Below are 18,164 nucleotides of genomic sequence, written 5' to 3'. Positions count from 1 at the left end.
TGTGTCCGCCGGACCACCCGTCAGCGGCGGGGTGCCGGGCGGCGCGGGTCGGTCGCGGGCCAGGCCGGTGCCGGCTGTGTGGTGCGGGTCCGCGTCGGCTCGGTCCTGGACCGGGTGTCGACGGTCGTTCCGGTGCGCGGCCGTTGGGGGTTGGCGGGCAGGTCGGCGATGCGGCGGATGCGCCAGACGAGGACGTCGGTGGTGTCGCGGGCGGTTTCGAGTTCCCGCCAGGAGGTGGCCTCCGCGAGCAGCGCCTGCGGGTCGTGGCCGGCCTGCTCGGCTTCGGCGAGCACGGCGGCTAGGGCATCGTAATCGCGGACCGGGCCTGCCAGGGTGTCCGTCTGGCCGAGGGCGGCGCGGATGATGGCCTGGTGGCGGCGGCGCTCGGGCTCGGGCAGGGTGCGCCCGATCTCGCGCATCGCCCGCATCGGGGTGGCACCGGCCTGCTGGCAGGCGGCACGCAGGTGTTCAGCGGCCTGTCGGGAGGCGGCGGCCTGCTGGGCGTGGCCCCGGGCGGAGTGCCAGCGGGCGGCGGCCAGGGCGACGAGGACGAGCGTGGACAGGACCATGGCGGTGGCGCCGCCGTCCTCGCCTCGGCCGAGCGCGCTGCCGGCGTGGACGATTCCGCGGGCGGCCGAGCGCAGGGCGCGGATGTCGGCGTTCTCGGCGCGAACGTGGCTGCGGGTGGCACGTTCGAAGGCGCAGGCTGCTTCTCGGAGTTCGGCGCGGGTAGCGGCCGGGGAGGTCTGGGCGAGGGCGTCGAGGATCTCCCCGGCACCGACGAGCTGGGCGGCGGCCTGCTCGTCGTCCTGGTCGAGGAGGGCGGCAGCCCGCTCGGCGGCTCCGGCGGCCTCGCGTCGGCGGTATGCGGGTGCGGACCGGTTAGCGCGGGTCGACGTGGCGCTCGGTTCCAGGGTGTCGGTTTCGGGTCCGGCGTCGAGGCGGCGGCGGATCCGTGGGAGGGAGAGGTCGGGGGCGAGGGTGTTCCCGGCGAACCAGATGGGCTCGCTGTCGCGGTTGCGGTCGCCGGGCAGGGCGACGCTGTAGCCGAGGACGTCGCCGGAGGGGGCGTTGCGCAACTTCACCCGCAGGCCCGCCTCGCGCAGGCGTGTGAAGAACTCCTGCTCGGTGGCGGCTCCGGCAACGGCCTGGCGGACGGCTTCGCGCAGGGTCTCGCGAGGGGGCTCGGTGCGGCCGGTGCGCTCGGCCTTGAAGTGCTCCTGGCTGGTGGGGTTCTTGGCGGCGGTGCCGTCGCCGGGGTTGAGCTGTCGCAGGCCGTACTCCTTCTCGATGAGGCGGGCCTCGGCCTGGGCCTTGCGCTTGTCGAAGCTGAGGCCGGCCAGGCGGCCGTCCTGACGGACCAGGGTGGCGGCGATGTGGATGTGGTCGGGTGCGTGGCGAACGGCCACCCAGCGGCAGGCCGCGGTGTCGCCGTCGGGGGCGATGCCGGTGGCGTGGACGATGCGGCGGGCGATGGCGGCCCACTCGGCGTCGTCGAGGTGCCGGTCACCGGGGGCGGTGCGGACCGAGCAGTGCCAGATCCTGGTGGCCGGTGCCTGCTTGCCGAGGGCTTTGACGGGCTGGTCGAGTTGGTTGGCGAGCTTGGCGACCTGGTGCCGTTCGGGGTTGGGGCCGGGGTCCGGTGCGAAGCCGTTCCAACTCGCTACGAGGTGCTGGTCGGTGTGTTCCTCGTGCTTGCCGGGCCCGAAGAGGTAGTCGATGAGGGGGAAGCTGCGGTCGGTACCGGTGCGGATCTTGGGGATCACCGGCGGACCAGCCAGTCGACGGCCTCGTCGACTGCATCGATCGAGGCTTCGACACGGGCCAGGAGCGGCCGGATTTCGGCGCCCGGCTGCCCGCCGGCGTTCACGTAGTGGGTGAGCTGGTTGAGGTTGTTGCCGACGGCGCCGAGTTGGCGGTTGGACTCCATGAGTTCCTGAATGCCGCGTCGGTAGTCGGCGACCGCGGCGCTGGGGTCGGTGCTCGCGGCAGCGGCCACGGCGGCGGCTGCGGTGTAGCCGCCGGGTGCGAGTTCGGCTCGGTCGGCGGCGCGCTGGAGGAGGGTCCACTCGGCGTCGCTGAAGCGCGGGCAGATGCGGTTGGTACGCGGGACGCTCTGGCGAAGGCGTCGGCGCGGCACGATGCGGACAGCGGTCGGCGCCTGCTCGTCCCCCGTGGTCGGCACCCCTGGGCCGACTCCCCGGTCGTCGGCAGGCACCCCTGGGCCTGCCGACGACCGGGGAGCCTCCGCCCCCTTCGGGGCGGGGGCGGGGTAAGGACTCCTTACCCCACAACTTGCTCCGCCAGGAGCCTGATCACGGTCACGCTCCGGTCCCGCCGTGGTGCCGTCCTGGCCGGGCGCGGTCACCGGCTGGCCTCGGTGTCGCGCTGGCGGATCTCGCGGACGAGGTCCTCGACGAAGTCGAGGGCGAGGACGGGGTGGTGGAGGGTCCATGGGCGGGAGTGCCGGCCACGCTGGACGCTGCGGGTGCCGTCCGGGCCGGTTTCGACGCGGTGGAGGTGGCCGCGCTGGTGCAGGACGGCGAGCCAGGAGTCCGCCTCGGCCCAGGTGGCGGGGGTGGTGCGCATGCGGGGGTGCTCCCGTTCGGTGGTGGTTCGGGTGGGTGACCGGCCGGGGTGACCGTGTCGGTCACCCCGGCGGTCGGGTGGAGGTCAGTCCTGGTCTGCGGTGACCGGCTGACCGTGCTGGGCGCGGAGCTGGGCCATCAGCTGGGTCAGGGTGTCGCTGGACAGGGGGATCTGCTGACCGCGGATCGCCTCGGCGACCACCTTGCGGGTCAGCTTGTCCTCCTCCCTGACCGCCTGCCGGGCGATCTTCAGCAGGTCCTCGGTGTCCAGGTCAGTGCGGCGGTCACTGTCCCGGTCAGTGACCGGCGGAGCGGTGACCGGGGTCTTGACCGGCTGACCGGTGGCCTCGGTGCGGCTGACCGGCGGGGCGGTGACCGGCGGCTTGACCGGCGGCCGGTCGGTGACCGGCCGGTCGGCGGCCGGGTGACCGCCCAGGTCAGAGGGCTTGTGCAGGCTGACCGCGCTGACCCGGGTCAGCTGCGGCTGCGGCGTCGGTACGGTGACCGGGCTGCTGACCGGCTGACCGGAGGCGGGGTGACCCGCGCTGTCCTGACCGGCGGTCAGCGCCGCCGGACGCTCGGTCAGTGCGACCTCCTCGGTGGTGACCTGACCGGGGTCAGCCTCGGCCGGTCGGCCGCCGTGACCGTCCCGGTCAGTGGGGCTGACCGGTCCTCGGGCGATGAGGATGTAGAGGTGGACGGCGCCGGCCAGGGCGAGCGGGGCGATGGTGGACAGCACCGCGACCACCGTGTCGCCCAGCCGAAGGCCCATGGTGGTGTTCTGCTCGTTCAGTCGGACGGCGTGCAGGGCGTTGGCCCACAGGCTCGTCCCGGTGGCCGCGCCGAAGAGCGTCCACACGTAGGCGCGGGCCCTCAGCGGTGCGGTGCGCAGGACCAGCAGGGCGCGTACCCCGTAGGCGATGAACCCGTCGACGATGATCGGGAAGAGGTAGGTGAGGAAGCCCCTCACGTGGATGGCGATGGCCATCTGCTGCAGCGCGTCGTAGGAGAGCGCGCAGCCTGCTGCGCCGAGGGCGATTACGACGGCCCGGTCCCAGCCGGTGACGTGGGCGGCGGCCGGGGCGGTCACGGTGGTGGTGCTCATGCGGCCGTCCCGAAGTCGTCGCGGGTCAGCTGCTCGATGCTGGTATCGCCGTGGTCGACCGAGGCGGCGCGGGCGGCCTCTTCGGCGATCTGCCGGTGGCGGATCGCGCGGCGGGTTTCGCGGTACAGCTTGAGGGCGTGCTCGGGGGAGATTTTGAGGAGCCAGGCGAGGCGTTCGACGGGGACGTCCTGACGGTACCCGGCGAGGACGACCGCGCGGCGCTCGGCCTTGGTGAGGTGGATGTCGCGTCCGGCGAGGGTGGCGTTGACGCGGCTGTAGTCGAGGCGGTGGGCCAGCCTGGTGTGCAGGGGTTCGCGTTCCTCCTCGGTGAGGCCGCCCCGGATGCCGTGGGTGTCGCCCGTCTCCAGGGCAGCGTCCAGGCAGGTGCGGGCGACGGGGCACTGGGCGCACAGGGCCTTGGCGATGGCGATCTTGTCGGCTTCCTCCGGGCCGGGGAAGAAGGTCTCCGGGTCGACGGGGTTGTACTCGGTCGGGGTGCAGACGGCCTGGTCCTGCCAGGTGTGGTCACCGAGCGAGCGGTGGCGGACAGGGCCGGTCGTGGTGGTGGTCATGCGGGGTTGCTCCGATCGCTCTCCGCGCGCGGGCGGCGTCGGCGGAGAGGTGCGCTGGGTCGGTGAAGGTTGGGCGGCTCGCCGTGGGCGGCCAGGCGCGCGGCAGCGGTCAGGCCGCGCGCTGGAGGCGTCTGTGGTCGACCGGCTCGAAGGCGACCCGGGTGGTCATCTGAGCGAGCCGGGAGGTGACGCGGTCACCGAGGCAGGTACGGAGGTCCTTGATCGGCAGGTTGCTGGTGATCAAGGTCGGGAGCATGTGGTTGTAGCGGCGGTTGATCAGCCGGTAGGTCTGCTCTTCGACGAACTCGCTCGACTTCGCGGCGCCGAGGTCGTCGAGGATCAGCAGCGGCACCCGGCTGTAGGTGGCCAGTACCCGCTCGGCATCGGTGTCCGAGGTCGGCCGCAGTTCGGCGTAGAGGTCGGCGGCGGTGGTCGCCCGCCAGCGCACGCCGATGCCGGCCTGTACCAGGGCGCGGACGGCGCCGTACGCCTCGTGGGTCTTGCCCGCGCCGACGACCCCGGCCATCAGCAGGCTCGGGCCGGTGGCGACCTGGCGGCGGGCGCCGAGGCTCGGGGCGACGGCCTGGACGGCGACCTGCCGCACCCAGTCCAGCACCTGCGGGTGCTCGGCGACCGCGTCGCGGTAGCGCGGCGGCAGCCCGGCCGACAGCATCGCCTCCGGCGAGTACGGCTCCGCCTCGTCCGGGAGGGCGTCGACCGCGTGCTGGTCGATGCCCCGTGCGGCGAGGATTCGGGCCATCCGGTCGAGCACCGAGGGGGCGTCGGCGAGGGTCTGCGGGTCGCGGTGGGTACGCATCACAGCTCCTCGGCGTAGGCGGCGACGGCGTCGACCGGGTTGGTCCACGCCTGGTGAGCGGGCACGTTAGGCCGGATTCCCGGCCGCGCCAAACCGGCGCCTCGTGCGTTCATGGCGTCGTTGACCAGGCTCGGCAGCCGGGACGGGTGGCCCTGCATCTCGGCGAAGCGCCGCAGCCCGGCGCGGACGTGCTCGGCGGCGATGCCCTCGTCCAGGAGCTTCTTGGTGACGCGGCCGAGGTGGCCGAGCACGTCGCCCGGCGGGCGCTCGGCGCAGGCGGCCACGTACTCGCCGATCAGCCGGTTCGCCGAGACGGTGTCCGCGTCGGGCGCCTGGCGCCCCGTAGGGAAAGAAGATCCAGGATCCAAGATCCTAGATCCAGGCGCCGAGGGCTCCGGGAGGGTTCGGCGAACCTTCGGGGAGCCCTCGGCGAATATCGCCTGACCTGCGGTTTTCCTCTGCATCGGAGCCGTCGCCGGGTGGGCAGTTGCGTCAGCGCCATCGCCAGAATCAAGGCGAGCGGGCGGTGCCGACGAGGGCTCGGGGAGCTGGTCGAGCCCGGCGAGAGCGTTCGCCGAGGGCTCGGCGAACTCGCCGCGAGCACTCGGGGCTTGCTGGTCAACGGTTCCCGCAGCGTCGACGAGGGCGGCCCGCTGGATGCAGGGGCCCTTGCAGACGCCGCACCGCTCCGGCTCGCAGTGCGGGCACGCGGGCAGCCGGGACAGGCTCGGCTTGTCGATCTTCTGGTGGTTGTGCCAGGTCGGGTAGTGGAAGTACTTGCGGCCGTCGCAGCCGGTGTACCGGCAGATCGCGCCAACGGCGGCGAGCTGACGAAGGTGGTCCTCAACGTCCGCCCGGCTGATCTCGTCGCGCAGCGGCCAGATCAGGCCGTAGATGATCGCGGCTTGGTCGCGGTGCCTGCCATGGTCGTCGGCATGGTTGGTCATGCCGAGGAAGGTGACCATCGCCGGTATGGACACCTCGGCCAGCGTCTCGGAAACCCAGGTCTCCGGCTTGACCGATCGGATGCGAGCCATGTCAGCAGCCCCGACCGGCGAGGGCGAGCTCTGCGGTGTCGAGGTCCAGGGTGTGGGGCAGGCTCCAGTCGGCGTCGGGCCACGTCCGCAGCACCCAGCGGGCGGCGACCTTGGCGGTGACGCGGGTGATGTTGATCGGCTGACCGGCCGTGTCCACTGCGGAGGCATGGGGGTGGGGCCACCGGTGGTTCGGATCAGTCAGGCTGATCCGCAAAGCGGCAGCGCCGGGGATCATGTCGTTGAGCTGGGACGCGAGCCGACGGTGACGCTCTTGATCCGTGTGGGCAGTTCCCCTGGGCGTGGCAGGCATGCGATACTCCGTGGCTCGTAGGAGCGCATGCAGCGGTCTCGTGCAAAGAAGTCCCGCTGCGTGCGTGGTTGTGAATCGGCACCCTTCGGGATGCCGGCCCGGCGCCTGGGAGTTGGTAGCTCCCGGGCGCCGGTCTCATTTCCGCTCAGTTCTGGGTCTGTACAAGGCCCGGTGCGGCTGGGGCCAACCTGCTGGCCCCCCGGGCTGCTTGCGGGAGCAGCACCATAGGGGGCAGCCACGCGGCCAGTCCAGAGCGTTTGCTTGGCGCCCCACCAGGGGATTTCCACTGCTGAGCCCGCTTCGGCAGGACCAACGTACACTCCAGTTGCGCCACCGAGTCAACTGCTGTGTCGAGATTTGAGCCTCACGGGGCCGAGACCACACACTGCAGTGGCTACACTGGTCGTGACGACAGGAGGTGGGCATGATCAACGGAGCAGGGCGAACGTTCGCCGACCGGCTAGACAAGCTGTTCCGGGAGGTTCACCCAAAGGGTCGCGGCCCGTACACGTACGCCGAGGTGGCCAACGCCATCAAGGAGGCCGGCGAAGGCGCCATCACCGCCAGCGGCATCCAGCAACTGCGTACCGGTGCACGAAGCAACCCCAAGATGGCCACCATCAAGGCCCTCGCCGACTTCTTCGGCGTGCCCGCCGGCTACTTCTTCGACGATGAGGTGGCCGAGCGCACCGCCGCTGAGATCCAGCTCGTCGCCGCGATGCGGGACCAGCAGATCGCGACGGTCGCCCTTCGGTCCGCCGGCCTTTCCACCGCGAGCCTCAAGATGGTGCACACCGTCATCGAGCAGGCCCGAGTACTGGAAGGGCTCCCGTCCGACGATCTTCCAGGCGTCGACCTGAGCGAATAGCCGCTCAGTCCATGCGCATAAGGATCATGAGTCGCACGGTGGTCCGCCGAAGCGGCGCGAGGACCATCATCCGGACGGCGATCTCCTGCTCGCCGTGATACGGCAGCCGAAGCCGCCGAATGTCGCCGTCCGGATGATGGATCAGCTCCGCATGCTCCCACATCTCCCGCGCCTCCGGGCTGCCTTGGAGAATTTCGCGCGCAACCTGCTGGAGATCCGCCTTTTCAGGATTCTGGAGGCAGGCGTACCGCAGCTGAGCAAGCATCGGGCCGGCCCAGTCCTCTGCCCACCGGACGAGCTGAACGCGCGCCTCTGGGTACAGGAAAGCCCACTTCATGACATTGGGCTCGTAGGGGATCCAGGGAAACCACTCGATTTGGGGCTGGTTGTGCCCAAAGACGTTCCACGCCTCATCCGACAGATAGGCGGGATTGGGCAGTTGGTTATCCAGCAGTTGCTGCATCCCCTCGTCGAGGATCTTGACTGCTTCCGCGTCGACGGCTGGGCGCTGGCGGGGCGGGTGCCCCACAGTCCTCAGATACAGCACCTCGCGCTCCGCCTCGGACAGCCTCAAGGCTAGGGCGAGCCGGTCGAGAAAGTCCGGACTAAAGTTCGCTTGGCGCCCCAGCTCCAGCTCGCGATACCAGCGATCAGTCACGCCGGTGAGCCAGGCAACGTCCATCTGAGACAGCCCCGAGCCGCGCCGGCCCTCACGGACCAGCCCCGGAATTCGTCGAGGATCCACGCGCGCACGCCACGAACGCAGAAGCTCACTCAGAGACTGCGCGGGATCATCATGCAGACCCGACCCGATTCCCGGATTATCCACAGCCGAGAGCTTATTCCTCCGCTCCCGATTTCCAGGCTCCCCTGAAGTCGTGGCGCAACTCACAGATCAACTGACAGTTTGTCAGACCGTCTGATTTACACTTCGCTCGCTACTCAGCGCATGCGAATGTTTAACGTTCCACCGCCTGCCGCCGCTGGAATGCAACGGGCGTAGAGCGCCATGGTTAAGGGTCGACTACGCCCAGCAATCGGCGCGCGGCGCATCTCGCGCGCTGAGGTCGGCGAGGTGATCTGGCGGCGCCTCGTCACGATGCGTAAGCGGAAGCATGATTTCCCGGAAGCGTCACTTCCTCTTAACGCCCGGCATGGTTAGAGCGCAGGTTCGAGTGTCCTCCGGCGCAGAGCCGTGACGGGCTGCCTGCCCCCACCTGTCGTCGTCAGCGCGTGTACGGGAGAAGCACCATGTCGGGTCGTTCTGTTCTGGTCATCGGCGGAAGCCGCGGGATCGGTCTTGAGGTCGCTCGCCAGATGGCCGACCACGGAGACCAGGTGGCGGTCACCTCCCGGTCCGGCGAGGCTCCTGCGGGGCTGTTCGCCGTGAAGTGCGACGTGACGTCGCCCGCGGATGTCGAGCAGGCGTTCGCGGTAGTGGAAGCCGAGCACGGCCCGGTCGAGGCGGTCGTCGTCAACGCTGGCGTCACCCGCGACACCCTCCTTCTCCGCATGTCAGAGGACGACTGGGCTGCGGCCATCGAGACCAACCTGACCGGGGCCTTCCGATGTGCCAAGCGAGCCCTGCGCTCGATGCTGCGCGCACGGCGAGGCGGCAGGCTGGTGTTCATCTCGTCGGCAGTTGCGCTTGCGGGCGAGGCCGGCCAAGCCAACTACGCCGCGTCCAAGGCCGGCCTGATCGGGTTCGCCCGCTCCGTGGCTCGGGAGTACGGCAGCAGGGGCATCACCTCGAACGTGGTGGCCCCTGGTCTCACGGCGACCGATATGACCACCGTCCTGGGCCAGGAGCGGCTCGACGAGATCGTCGCCCGGGTTCCGCTGGGCCGAATCGCCCAGCCCAGCGAGATCGCGGCGGCGGTCCGCTTCGTGGCAAGCACCGAGGCCGGGTACATCACGGGGGCGGTCATCCCGGTCGACGGCGGCGCCGCCATGGGTCACTGACGCTCCTTCCCGGACGCGGGCTTCAAGTCCCGCACCGTGCTGATCGCCCGACCACGTCCTGTACGGGTTCCGCAACAGGCTCGTCTTCTTCCAGGGGTGACCATGGACAGCAGCCAGCTCCGAGCTGCATGCGAGCAGCGCCTCGCCCTCCTCGAACTGCCCCATCGCTTTGGCACCCAGCAACTCCGCGAAGCGGTAGCCACCCTGCGGGGCAAGCCGATCGTCTTCCGCCGGCTCCCGGCAGACGCCGGCAACTCCACGCCGTGCGGCATCCGAGTCGAGACGCCGTCGGCCGACCTGCTCTTCGTCGAGCAGGGCACATCCGCCGCGCACCAGATGCACATCCTGGCGCACGAGATCAGCCACATCCTCTGCGACCACCCGGGTTCCCTGGCTCTGGGCGACGGCGTCGCCGAGAGCATCGGGTTCAACCCGACACTCGCGCTGCGGATGTCGGGCCGTACCACCTACACCACGGCAGACGAGCGCGAGGCCGAACTCCTGGCCACGCTCATCCGCCAGCGCGCCTACCGCGAGAGGCTCCACCCATCGCCTCGTCCGGCTCGAGCTGACGAGCGCTGGGACGCCATCTTCTCCTGACCCTTCCAAGGAACTCACGTGATCAGCGCCATCTTCGGCGGGATGCCCATCCTCCTGCTGGCAGCTTCCCTCTACTGGGCGCTCAGACGCCGAGCTGGCCAGCGCCCGGCCGGCACAATGAGCATGTCCGCCTTCCTCGCCTGCTTCGCCGTTGCATTCAGCGCCTACGCTCCGGTGGTTCGCAAGCTGGAGGACTCAATCGCGCTCGACTTCTCCCGGCTGGTGAGCAACTCCGCGACCCTTTCCGCGGCAGCGAGTGTGACCTCGGTCCTGCTCTTCCTCAATTACCCCGCTGCGGAGGCCCGCCGCCGGCTCCGGATCCGTCTCCGGCTCCTAGCCCTGGCCGTCGCGACGATGACAGCGGCTTTCGCGCTCACGCCGCCCTCTCTCGTGTGGAGCGCTTCCGAGCGTCAAGGCTCCCTCGACGAAGCCCCCGTCACCCTGCACCTGTATTCGCTGGCCTACATCTGCTTCCTCGCCTACGCGATCTTCGACTGCCTCGCCCAGACCTGGACCCGGTCGCGCACCGCCACGCGCACCAGCCAGCGAGTCGGGCTTCGGACCACCGCCGTCGGCTGCGTCTTCGCTCTCGTCTACACGACGTACAAGACGATCAATGCCGTTGCAGCGACCCTCGGTTGGGAAGCGATCCCCGGGCATGACCGCTGCACGAGCCTGATCACTCCGGTGAACTGTGCCTTCGCTGTCACCGCTCCAGCAGTCAGCGTGCTGCTCATCACCTTGGGCTTGACCCTCCCGGCGCTCCTCTGGCCGCTGACGCGCTACCTCCAGCAGCGCTGGGAGCTTCGGTCGCTCGCCGACCTCGAGCCGCTCTGGCTCGACCTCACCGCCGCGATGCCCGGACTCGTCCTCCAACCGGACGCCGGCACGGCCGAAGCCGACTTCCTCCTGCAGCGCCGAGTCGTTGAGATCAGCGACGCCGTCCTCACTCTCCGGCCCTACCGGTCGCTCGCGGCTCAGCAGGAGGCAACCAGAGAGGTGGAACGCCATGGACTCGCCGGCTCGGCCGAGGGTGGCGCCGTGGTCGAGGCTGCGGTGCTGGCCGTCGCCCTGCGGACGATGGTCGGCGGTGGCTGCCCCGAACCCGAGCGTGCTCCTCAGGCCCCCGGCACCGAGGCCCGCGCGGGAGACCTCCGCGCCGAGACGGCCTGGCTACGCTCGGTCGCGCGGGCCTACGCCGCGAGCAGCATCGTCCGATCCGTACGACAGCCCCACTTGGTTCCCGAGACCGCGAACGGATGACCATGAGCAATCCCTTCCAGGACCCCGGCTTCTTCCGGGATCCGTACCCGACGTACGCGGCGCTCCGGCGCAACGGAGCCGTGCAGAAGCTCCCAGGCGCCGGGCACAAGGCTGGCTACGTGGTGACGGGCTACGCCGAGGCGAAGCAGGCGCTCGCTGACCCGCGGCTGTCAAAGGACACGAAGCGCTTCTTCGCCGGCAAGGAGACGGGGCGCAACCTCCACCCAGCCGTATCGCAAAGCATGCTGGCCACCGATCCGCCAGGCCACACCAGGCTGCGGCGCTTGGTCACGAAGGCGTTCACCCCCGGTGCGGTTGACCGCCTGCGCCCGTACATCGAGAACGTGGTCGACGAACTGCTCGACCACTGGACGCCCGGCGAACAAGTCGACGTCATCGAGACCTTCGCCGTCCCACTCCCCGTCACCGTGATCTGCCAGCTCCTGGGAGTACCAGAGACCGACCGGGAGTCGGTCCGCCGATGGTCGAACGACCTGTTCGCCGCCGGGCAACCCGACCGGATCGACGCCGCCTCGCACGCCGTCGCCGACTACATGGCCGACCTCATCGCCGCCAAGCGCCGTACGCCCGACGACAGCCTGCTCCACGACCTGATCCGCGCCCGCGACGGCCAGGACAAGCTCAGCGAGGACGAACTCGTATCCCTCGCGGTGCTCCTGCTGGTAGCCGGCCACGAGACCACCACCAACCTGATCGGCAACGGCCTCCTCGCACTGCTCCAGGCCCCCGACGCACTTCACCGCTTGCGCGAGAGACCCGACCTCGTCGAGGCCTCCATCGACGAGCTTCTTCGGCTCGACTCTCCGCTGAGCACGGCCACCTTCCGGTTCACCACCGAAGCGATCAGCCTCGGTGGCACGGAGATCCCGGCAGGCTCACCGGTGCTGATCGCGCCCGGCGCCGCCAACCGCGACCCCGCCCGCTTCCCCGAGCCGGACCGACTCGACCTCGACCGCGACGCCCAGGGCCACCTCGCGTTCGGGCACGGCATTCACCGATGCCTCGGCGCTCCGCTGGCACGGGCGGAGGGCGAGATCGCGCTTCGGGCACTCATCACGCGCTTTCCACAGCTTCACCTCGCCATCCCCAACAGCAAACTGCGCTGGCGGCACACACGGTTGATGCGAGGACTGGAGTCCCTGCCAGTCATACCGTGAGCGGAGCGGGCAAGGGCATTGTGGTGGCCTACTGCGCTTTCCGAAGCTGCAAACGGGGCTACCGTTGGATGCTCCGGCGTCGCGGAGCCTCATAGACCCGCCTGCCCCACTTCGCCCGGTGCAGCAGGTGCTGCATGCCGTCCGGGGTGGCGTCGCCCGCGTGCTCGGCCAGAGTCCAGCAGTTCTTGCGCGGCAGGTCAGACAGCAGGCCCAGCACCAACGCCCGTGCTCGGCGTCGGGGTTCGACCCGGGCAAACCGGCCAGCGATCCGGTCCATCGCCTGGTCGAACATCGACCGCCATCGGGCAGGCACCACGCTGTGACCTGCGGCCACCGCCTGATCTTCGTTTGTCCACACAACTTGCGGTGATCACCGGTGGCCGCAGCCGTCTTCGCGTCGGCCCTGAATACCGGCGGACTGGCCATCACGTACGGTCTGTGGCATGACGGTAGACGTTTCGAAGACCCCAGTACCCCGGGTACAGCTGGTCATTGGCATCGTCCGCAGAGGCAACGAGATCCTGCTCGTGCGAGAGAACCTCGGCGCCGACGGCGAGATTCTCTGGTCCCTCCCCGGTGGCGGGGTCGAGGACGGCGAGCTCATGCACGAAGCCCTCCGGCGCGAGCTACAGGAGGAGACCGGGCTGCTGGTGGGCGACCCAGTGCGCACCGCATTCCTCATGCACATCGACTCCCAGCAGTACCCTTCGGCGTTGGCAGCTGCTTTCGAGATCGACGAGTGGTCGGGGAACGTCGCGCCGGAGGACGAGGACATCAAACAGGCCGCCTTCTTCCCCCTGCCCGACGCCCTGAAGCTGCTCGGCGAGCTGGACAGCGCAACGCAGCGGGAGCCCATCGTTGGCTATCTGACCGGGGGTGTCGCGCCAGGAACCACTTGGTTGTACCGCAACCGGGGCAAGGAGGAGACGCTCGTCGCCCGCTGGTGATGCCAGCCAGTGGCCACCACACGAAGATCACGATCTACGGCTGGAGTAGCGCGCCTCACACTACGCCAGACGCTTGGCAGTTACGACTACTGCCGTCTCAGCGAAGAAGAACCGCGCGCCCGCAGCCGCCTCCTGCACCGCCGTGTGCCATGCCTCGACCTCCTCGATGTCTACAAGGCCCTTTCCCCGAGAGGCTGTGTGGGTCAGCGCTTGCCTCATGTTCTCGATGCGCCGTGCTGCTTGGCCGACCAGCTCAGTTGAGGACGTGACCCAGGTGGCAACCCGCTCCGAGACCAACGGCGATGCCCGGACCAGCCCGGGCAGCTTCCGGCCAATTCGTCCATCCGCGTGATCCATCCACTGCTGCTGATCATCGGTGAAGGCATGGCAGATCCGTCTGTCCAGGTCGCGGTGCGCCCCTGCAATCACGATCGAGTCGAAGTCCACGTGCGCCACGACCGCGCGGCCGCCAGGTTTGAGTAGCCGCCAGGTCTCCGCGAGGAACGCAGGCGCGTCCGGAAGGCACTCGAGCACGTTGTACGAGACAACCGCATCAGCACAGCCATCTGGCAGGGGAACGGGCTGGCGGAGGTCCGTCACCAGAACTTCGCTACCGCCGGCGTGATCAGCAAGCAGCTCCCGGGCTGCTTCGACACTTGCGGCAGAGCGATCGACGCCGGTCAGATGCACTGTCGGGAACCGACGGGCGAAGGCCGCCAGCGTGGGTCCCCTTCCACAGCCGAGATCGATCACTCGCCCGTTTGGCGGTGGTTTCGCCGAGTCGACCAGGTGATGGTGAATTGGCTCATCCTCTTCGGACATCCCGGCTTCTCCATCGGTGCTGCGGGCAGCGGACAACTGACCATCCTTGCAAGAAGAACGGTGACCGGCTGCGTGAAGCCGGAAGCACGGATTTCTCACCGCCGGCCAGTAGCGCGACGGCTGTTCTGGGTGAGCGGAGGGCGGTACCGGCCATGACATCTCGGGCAGTTCTGACCTGTGGTGATTCATAAGCTATACGTCCTTGACGGTCAATCATCGACCCTTGCCGCGGCCCGTCCGGATGATTTCGCAGCGGCGAGCCCGACAGCTGGTAGGGCAGTCGGGCTCTGCAGCAACAAGAGGGCGATCGCCGGATCTACTCCTCGTCAGATCTGCGGCTGGGATTGGACGCCTCTCCTTCGGCTCGGCTAGATTTTTGAAATGGCTAACCTGGAAGAGCTGCTGGGTCAGCGGCTCAAGTCGGCGTTCGAGGCAGTGGCGGGAACTTCCGTGGACCCCCTCCTCCGACGATCCCGGCACGCGCACTTCCAGTCCGACGCCGCCCTGCCCCTCGTCCGCGAGATCGGCGGCAACCCGCGCGAGATCGCCGCGCAGGTGGTAGCAAAGGCCAAGCTCGACGATCTGTGCTCGTCCGTGGAGATCTCCGGACCGGGTTTCATCAACCTGACCATCTCCGACGAGCTCCTCGGCCAGTTGCTGGCCGATACGCTCGATGACGCCCGTCTGGGCGTTTCGCAGGTCGAGGCCCCCGAGACGATCACTATCGACTACTCGGCCCCGAACGCCGCCAAGGAGATGCACGTCGGCCACCTCCGGTCGACGATCATCGGCGACGCCGCCGTACGCCTGCTCGAATGGCAGGGGCACACGGTGATCCGCCAGAACCACATCGGGGAATGGGGCACGCCGTTCGGCATGCTCGTCGAACACCTCCTGGACATCGGCGAGTCCGAGGCCGCCCACGAGCTGTCCGTAGGTGACCTCAACGGCTTCTACCGGGCCGCTCGCACGAAGTTCGACACCGACGAGACCTTCAAGGACCGGGCCCGCAAGCGCGTGGTTCTGCTACAAAGTGGGGACGAGACCACGCTGCGCCTGTGGCGCACCCTGGTCAACGAGTCGAAGAAGTACTTCCTCACCGTCTACAGCACGTTGGGCGTGCGCCTGAACGAGGATGACTTCTTCGGGGAGAGCTACTACAACGACCAGCTCCAGTCGGTTCTGGACGAGTTGGACGAGCTCGGGCTGCTCCGTGACAGTGAAGGCGCCAAGTGCGTCTTCCCCGGCGACTACCTCAACCGCAACGGCGACCCGCTGCCGATCATCGTCCAGAAGGGCGACGGCGGGTTCGGCTACGGCGCCACAGACCTCGCCACCATCCGGCACCGCCTGAAGAACCTGCACGCCACCCGGCTGCTCTACGTCGTTGGCCTGCCCCAGCACCAGCACCTCGAGATGGTCTATGAGACCGCCCGCGAGGCCGGCTGGCTCGCCCCGCCGACCCGTGCCGAGCACATCGGCCACGGCTCGATCCTCGGCAGTGACGGCAAGATGCTGCGCACCCGCGCCGGCATCTCCGTTAAGCTCGTCGACCTCCTGGAGGAGGCGATCATCCGGGCCTCTGCCGTCATCGCGGAGAAGAACCCGGAGCTGGACGAGGAGACCCGTGCCGCCGTTGCGCGGGCTGTGGGGATCGGCGCGGTCAAGTACTCCGATCTGTCGACCGACCGCCTCAAGGACTATGTCTTCGACTACGACCGGATGCTCTCGTTCGAGGGCAACACAGCCCCCTACCTGCAATACGCACGGGCCCGGATCTGCTCGATCTTCCGCCGCGCCGGGGTCGAGCCCGACCGCACCATCGACACATTGGTCATCGCGGAGCCGGCCGAGCGTGCCCTGGCACTGGAGTTGCTCGGCTTCGGCACCCTGATCTCCGAGATCGCGGAGAACCTGGAGTTCCACCGGCTCGCGCACTACCTCTACGGGCTGGCCAGCACCTTCACGTCGTTCTACGAGAAGTGCCATGTGCTCCGTGCCGAGGGTGACATCCGGCAGAGCCGATTGGCGCTGTGCGACCTCACCGCGCGGACCTTGGCGCTCGGCCTGGAAGTGCTCGGGATCGACGCGCCCAACCAGATGTGACGCGGTTGCCCCACCGGCTACCGCGGTGGGGCAGGGCGCCAGTTGATCAGCTCCGTCGAGGAGTACGACCGGTACCGCCGGTCGTACTCCTCGACGCTTTCCACCCCGTAGTCGAGCGCCGTACGGTAGACGTCGATCACCGATGCACCCCGCTCCACAGCGCCTCCTTGAGGCGCATGATGGGGACCCGGCGGATCGTGCGACTGCGTTCGGTCGGATCCTTCTCCAGTTGCGTCGCCGACTGTTGGCGCTGAGGGTCTGGCGCGCCTGGTCCGTGAATACGTCGATGTCCGCGCGCACCATCTCCCAGACGGCCGTAACGGCCATGTGTCCCGCATCGCCGACCTGTGCGGGACCGGGTGTAGTCCACTCGCCGGATGTGCTGTTCCGGGCCTGCCGGCGGTACGACTACCTAGGTGCTGCCGGGGTCAAGGACTTGCAGCCGAGCCAGCGTTGCAGCACCGACGGCACCGCGACGGTGCCGTCCGGCTGCTGGTGCTGTTCCAGCAGGGCCGGCACCAGGCGGCTGGTAGCCAGCCCGGAGCCGTTAAGGGTGTGCACGTAGCCGGGCTTTCCTGTTGCGGCGCGGTAGCGGATGTTGCCGCGCCGGGCCTGGTAGTCCCGGGCGTTCGACACCGAGCTCACCTCGACATAGCCGTCGATGCTGGGCAGCCAGACCTCGACGTCGAAGGTCTTGGCCATCGAGGCGCTGGTGTCCTCGGCGGCCAGCCGGGTGATTCGGTGGTGCAGGCCGAGTGCCTCGACCAAGTTGGCCGCCTTGGTCAGGAGTTCCTCGTGGGCGGCGTCGGAGGCGTCGGGGTGCGCGAACTGGAACATCTCGACCTTGTTGAACTGGTGGCCGCGAAGGGTTCCACGGTCGGCGGCGCGGTAGCTTCCGGCCTCGCGCCGGTAGCAGGGCGAGTAGGCGACGTACTTGCGCGGAAGTTCGTCCTCCGTCAGGACCTCGTCGCGGTGGAGGTTGACCAGGGCGGTCTCCGAGGTCGGCAGCAGGAACCGCTGCGGCCCGGCCGGACCCTGTTCGAGTGCGAAGACGTCCTCGGCGAACTTGGGGAACTGGCCTGCGGCGTAACCAGCCTGATAGGTCAGCAGGTGGGGCGGCAGGATTAGCTCGTAGCCGTCCTGAACGTGGGTCTCGATGAAGAAGTTGAGCAGCGCCCATTCGAGGAGGGCGCCGTTGCCTCGGTAGACCCAGTTGCCGGTGCCGGCGAGCTTGACGCCGCGCTCGTAGTCGATCAGCCCGAGTCGGCGGGCCAGATCGACGTGGTTGTGCGGCTCGAAGTCGAAGTCCGGACGAGTGCCGTGCTCGCGGACGACCTGATTCTGCTCCTTGCCACCGGTCGGCACGTCCTCGTCGGGCAGGTTGGGCAGCTGGTCGAGGAACGCCTGGCGCTCGCTGGCCAGGGCGGTGAGCTGCTCTTCGAGTGCGGCAAGGCGGGTACCGAGTTCGGTTGCCTCGGTGCGCTTGGCGACGGCGGCTGGGTCCGCCGGGTCGAGCCGCGCGATCTCGCGAGAGATCTGCTTGCGCTCGGCGCGAAGCGTCTCGACCTCGGTCGTGCCGTGCCGGTACTTCTCGTCCAGGGCGAGGAAGGCGTTGAGGTCGATGTGAACGGCTCGCTTCGCCATTGCGCGCTCGACGCGCTGGGGGCGTTCGCGGATCACGGTGATGTCCAGCATTTCGGGTCCCATCGATCAGTCGGAGTGCGACGTGATCCCTTGGGAGCGTGGGCGAGAAGGGAACTCGCGGTGCCACCACGCCTTCGCCGTCATCCGGAGGTGACGGCCTCGACAGCTCGATAACGGGAGCGAACCGGCGGGGCATTTGGGCCGCAGCCGACCGTTCCTCCCCGCACTCGGGAGGGGATTCACCGTAGGACGCGAGACTGCCTTCCCAGCTGCCGGCAGCTCTCTCGGCTCGCGTGCCCTGCGGCTACTTGTCTCCGTCAGCGCATTGCCCAGAGGATAGGACGC

19 protein-coding genes and 1 pseudogene are annotated in these 18,164 nt (G+C 69.0%); 7 read left to right on the top strand and 13 right to left on the bottom strand.

What is annotated here, in order from left to right; translation table 11 throughout:
• Positions 1–20: 20 nt before the first annotated feature.
• From ACWDBE_RS13730 to ACWDBE_RS13695, 8 genes are all read right to left on the bottom strand, one after another.
• Positions 21–1,766, bottom strand: coding sequence for a relaxase/mobilization nuclease domain-containing protein (locus tag ACWDBE_RS13730; RefSeq protein WP_449808053.1), 1,746 nt, complete (start codon positions 1,764–1,766; stop codon positions 21–23).
• Complete coding sequence (locus ACWDBE_RS13725) at positions 1,763–2,185, bottom strand: MobC family plasmid mobilization relaxosome protein (protein ID WP_449808052.1); 423 nt, start codon at positions 2,183–2,185, stop codon at positions 1,763–1,765. The genes ACWDBE_RS13730 and ACWDBE_RS13725 overlap by 4 nt, the downstream gene beginning before the upstream one ends.
• A 179-nt stretch (positions 2,186–2,364) precedes the next feature.
• Positions 2,365–2,589, bottom strand: a complete 225-nt coding sequence (locus ACWDBE_RS13720) for a hypothetical protein (protein ID WP_449808051.1) — start codon at positions 2,587–2,589, stop codon at positions 2,365–2,367.
• Between the two features lie 84 nt (positions 2,590–2,673).
• The gene (locus tag ACWDBE_RS13715) at positions 2,674–3,693 is read right to left on the bottom strand and encodes a DUF2637 domain-containing protein (RefSeq protein ID WP_449808050.1); all 1,020 of its coding nucleotides are present in this window, start codon (positions 3,691–3,693) and stop codon (positions 2,674–2,676) included.
• Entirely contained in the window at positions 3,690–4,265 is a 576-nt protein-coding gene (locus tag ACWDBE_RS13710; RefSeq protein ID WP_449808049.1) for a WhiB family transcriptional regulator, read from the bottom strand. The genes ACWDBE_RS13715 and ACWDBE_RS13710 overlap by 4 nt, the downstream gene beginning before the upstream one ends.
• 109 nt (positions 4,266–4,374) lie before the next feature.
• A complete protein-coding gene (locus tag ACWDBE_RS13705) occupies positions 4,375–5,082 on the bottom strand; it encodes an ATP-binding protein (protein WP_449808048.1) in 708 nt (235 codons plus the stop codon).
• Positions 5,082–6,119, bottom strand: a complete 1,038-nt coding sequence (locus ACWDBE_RS13700) for a hypothetical protein (RefSeq protein WP_449808047.1) — start codon at positions 6,117–6,119, stop codon at positions 5,082–5,084. The genes ACWDBE_RS13705 and ACWDBE_RS13700 overlap by 1 nt, the downstream gene beginning before the upstream one ends.
• Before the next feature lies 1 nt (position 6,120).
• A complete protein-coding gene (locus ACWDBE_RS13695; protein ID WP_449808046.1) occupies positions 6,121–6,276 on the bottom strand; it encodes a hypothetical protein in 156 nt (51 codons plus the stop codon).
• A 577-nt stretch (positions 6,277–6,853) separates the two neighbouring features.
• On the opposite strand from ACWDBE_RS13695, the gene ACWDBE_RS13690 reads away from it, so the two are divergent.
• Entirely contained in the window at positions 6,854–7,297 is a 444-nt protein-coding gene (locus tag ACWDBE_RS13690) for a Secondary metabolite protein (protein WP_449808045.1), read from the top strand.
• A 4-nt stretch (positions 7,298–7,301) separates the two neighbouring features.
• Here ACWDBE_RS13690 and ACWDBE_RS13685 read toward each other — a convergent pair whose 3' ends face one another.
• Positions 7,302–8,126 carry an MmyB family transcriptional regulator gene (locus ACWDBE_RS13685; RefSeq protein WP_449808044.1) on the bottom strand — a complete coding sequence of 275 codons (825 nt, stop codon included), beginning with the start codon at positions 8,124–8,126 and terminating at the stop codon, positions 7,302–7,304.
• A gap of 422 nt (positions 8,127–8,548) precedes the next feature.
• On the opposite strand from ACWDBE_RS13685, the gene ACWDBE_RS13680 reads away from it, so the two are divergent.
• The 4 genes from ACWDBE_RS13680 (at position 8,549) to ACWDBE_RS13665 (ending at position 12,300) form a co-directional block, all read left to right on the top strand.
• Positions 8,549–9,259: an SDR family oxidoreductase gene (locus ACWDBE_RS13680; protein ID WP_449808043.1), complete on the top strand. Its 711-nt coding sequence runs from the start codon at positions 8,549–8,551 to the stop codon at positions 9,257–9,259.
• 102 nt (positions 9,260–9,361) lie between these two features.
• On the top strand, positions 9,362–9,859 hold the full coding sequence (locus tag ACWDBE_RS13675) for a regulator component (protein ID WP_449808042.1): 498 nt from the start codon (positions 9,362–9,364) through the stop codon (positions 9,857–9,859).
• 18 nt (positions 9,860–9,877) lie between these two features.
• Positions 9,878–11,122, top strand: a complete 1,245-nt coding sequence (locus tag ACWDBE_RS13670) for an MAB_1171c family putative transporter (RefSeq protein ID WP_449808041.1) — start codon at positions 9,878–9,880, stop codon at positions 11,120–11,122.
• 2 nt (positions 11,123–11,124) lie between these two features.
• Positions 11,125–12,300 carry a cytochrome P450 family protein gene (locus tag ACWDBE_RS13665; protein WP_449808040.1) on the top strand — a complete coding sequence of 392 codons (1,176 nt, stop codon included), beginning with the start codon at positions 11,125–11,127 and terminating at the stop codon, positions 12,298–12,300.
• Positions 12,301–12,406: 106 nt separating this feature from the next.
• Here ACWDBE_RS13665 and ACWDBE_RS13660 read toward each other — a convergent pair.
• Positions 12,407–12,577, bottom strand: a pseudogene (locus ACWDBE_RS13660) (IS701 family transposase); the annotation flags it as partial.
• A 166-nt stretch (positions 12,578–12,743) separates the two neighbouring features.
• Between ACWDBE_RS13660 and ACWDBE_RS13655 the strand changes: the two are divergent.
• On the top strand, positions 12,744–13,247 hold the full coding sequence (locus ACWDBE_RS13655; RefSeq protein ID WP_449808039.1) for an NUDIX hydrolase: 504 nt from the start codon (positions 12,744–12,746) through the stop codon (positions 13,245–13,247).
• Between the two features lie 60 nt (positions 13,248–13,307).
• Here ACWDBE_RS13655 and ACWDBE_RS13650 read toward each other — a convergent pair whose 3' ends face one another.
• Positions 13,308–14,105: a methyltransferase domain-containing protein gene (locus ACWDBE_RS13650; protein ID WP_449808038.1), complete on the bottom strand. Its 798-nt coding sequence runs from the start codon at positions 14,103–14,105 to the stop codon at positions 13,308–13,310.
• Positions 14,106–14,450: 345 nt separating this feature from the next.
• On the opposite strand from ACWDBE_RS13650, the gene argS reads away from it, so the two are divergent.
• Positions 14,451–16,175 carry an arginine--tRNA ligase gene (argS, locus tag ACWDBE_RS13645; protein ID WP_449808037.1) on the top strand — a complete coding sequence of 575 codons (1,725 nt, stop codon included), beginning with the start codon at positions 14,451–14,453 and terminating at the stop codon, positions 16,173–16,175.
• 17 nt (positions 16,176–16,192) lie between these two features.
• On the opposite strand, the gene ACWDBE_RS13640 is transcribed toward argS, so the two are convergent.
• Both ACWDBE_RS13640 and serS read right to left on the bottom strand, forming a co-directional pair.
• Positions 16,193–16,333 (bottom strand): hypothetical protein, encoded by a 141-nt coding sequence (locus ACWDBE_RS13640; protein WP_449808036.1) that lies wholly within the window; start codon positions 16,331–16,333, stop codon positions 16,193–16,195.
• A gap of 250 nt (positions 16,334–16,583) precedes the next feature.
• Positions 16,584–17,882 (bottom strand): serine--tRNA ligase, encoded by a 1,299-nt coding sequence (gene serS, locus ACWDBE_RS13635; RefSeq protein WP_449808035.1) that lies wholly within the window; start codon positions 17,880–17,882, stop codon positions 16,584–16,586.
• Positions 17,883–18,164 lie beyond the last annotated feature (282 nt).

The sequence above is a fragment of the Kitasatospora sp. NPDC001132 genome, assembly GCF_053598415.1.
This window is presented reverse-complemented; position numbering and strand designations above follow the sequence as displayed.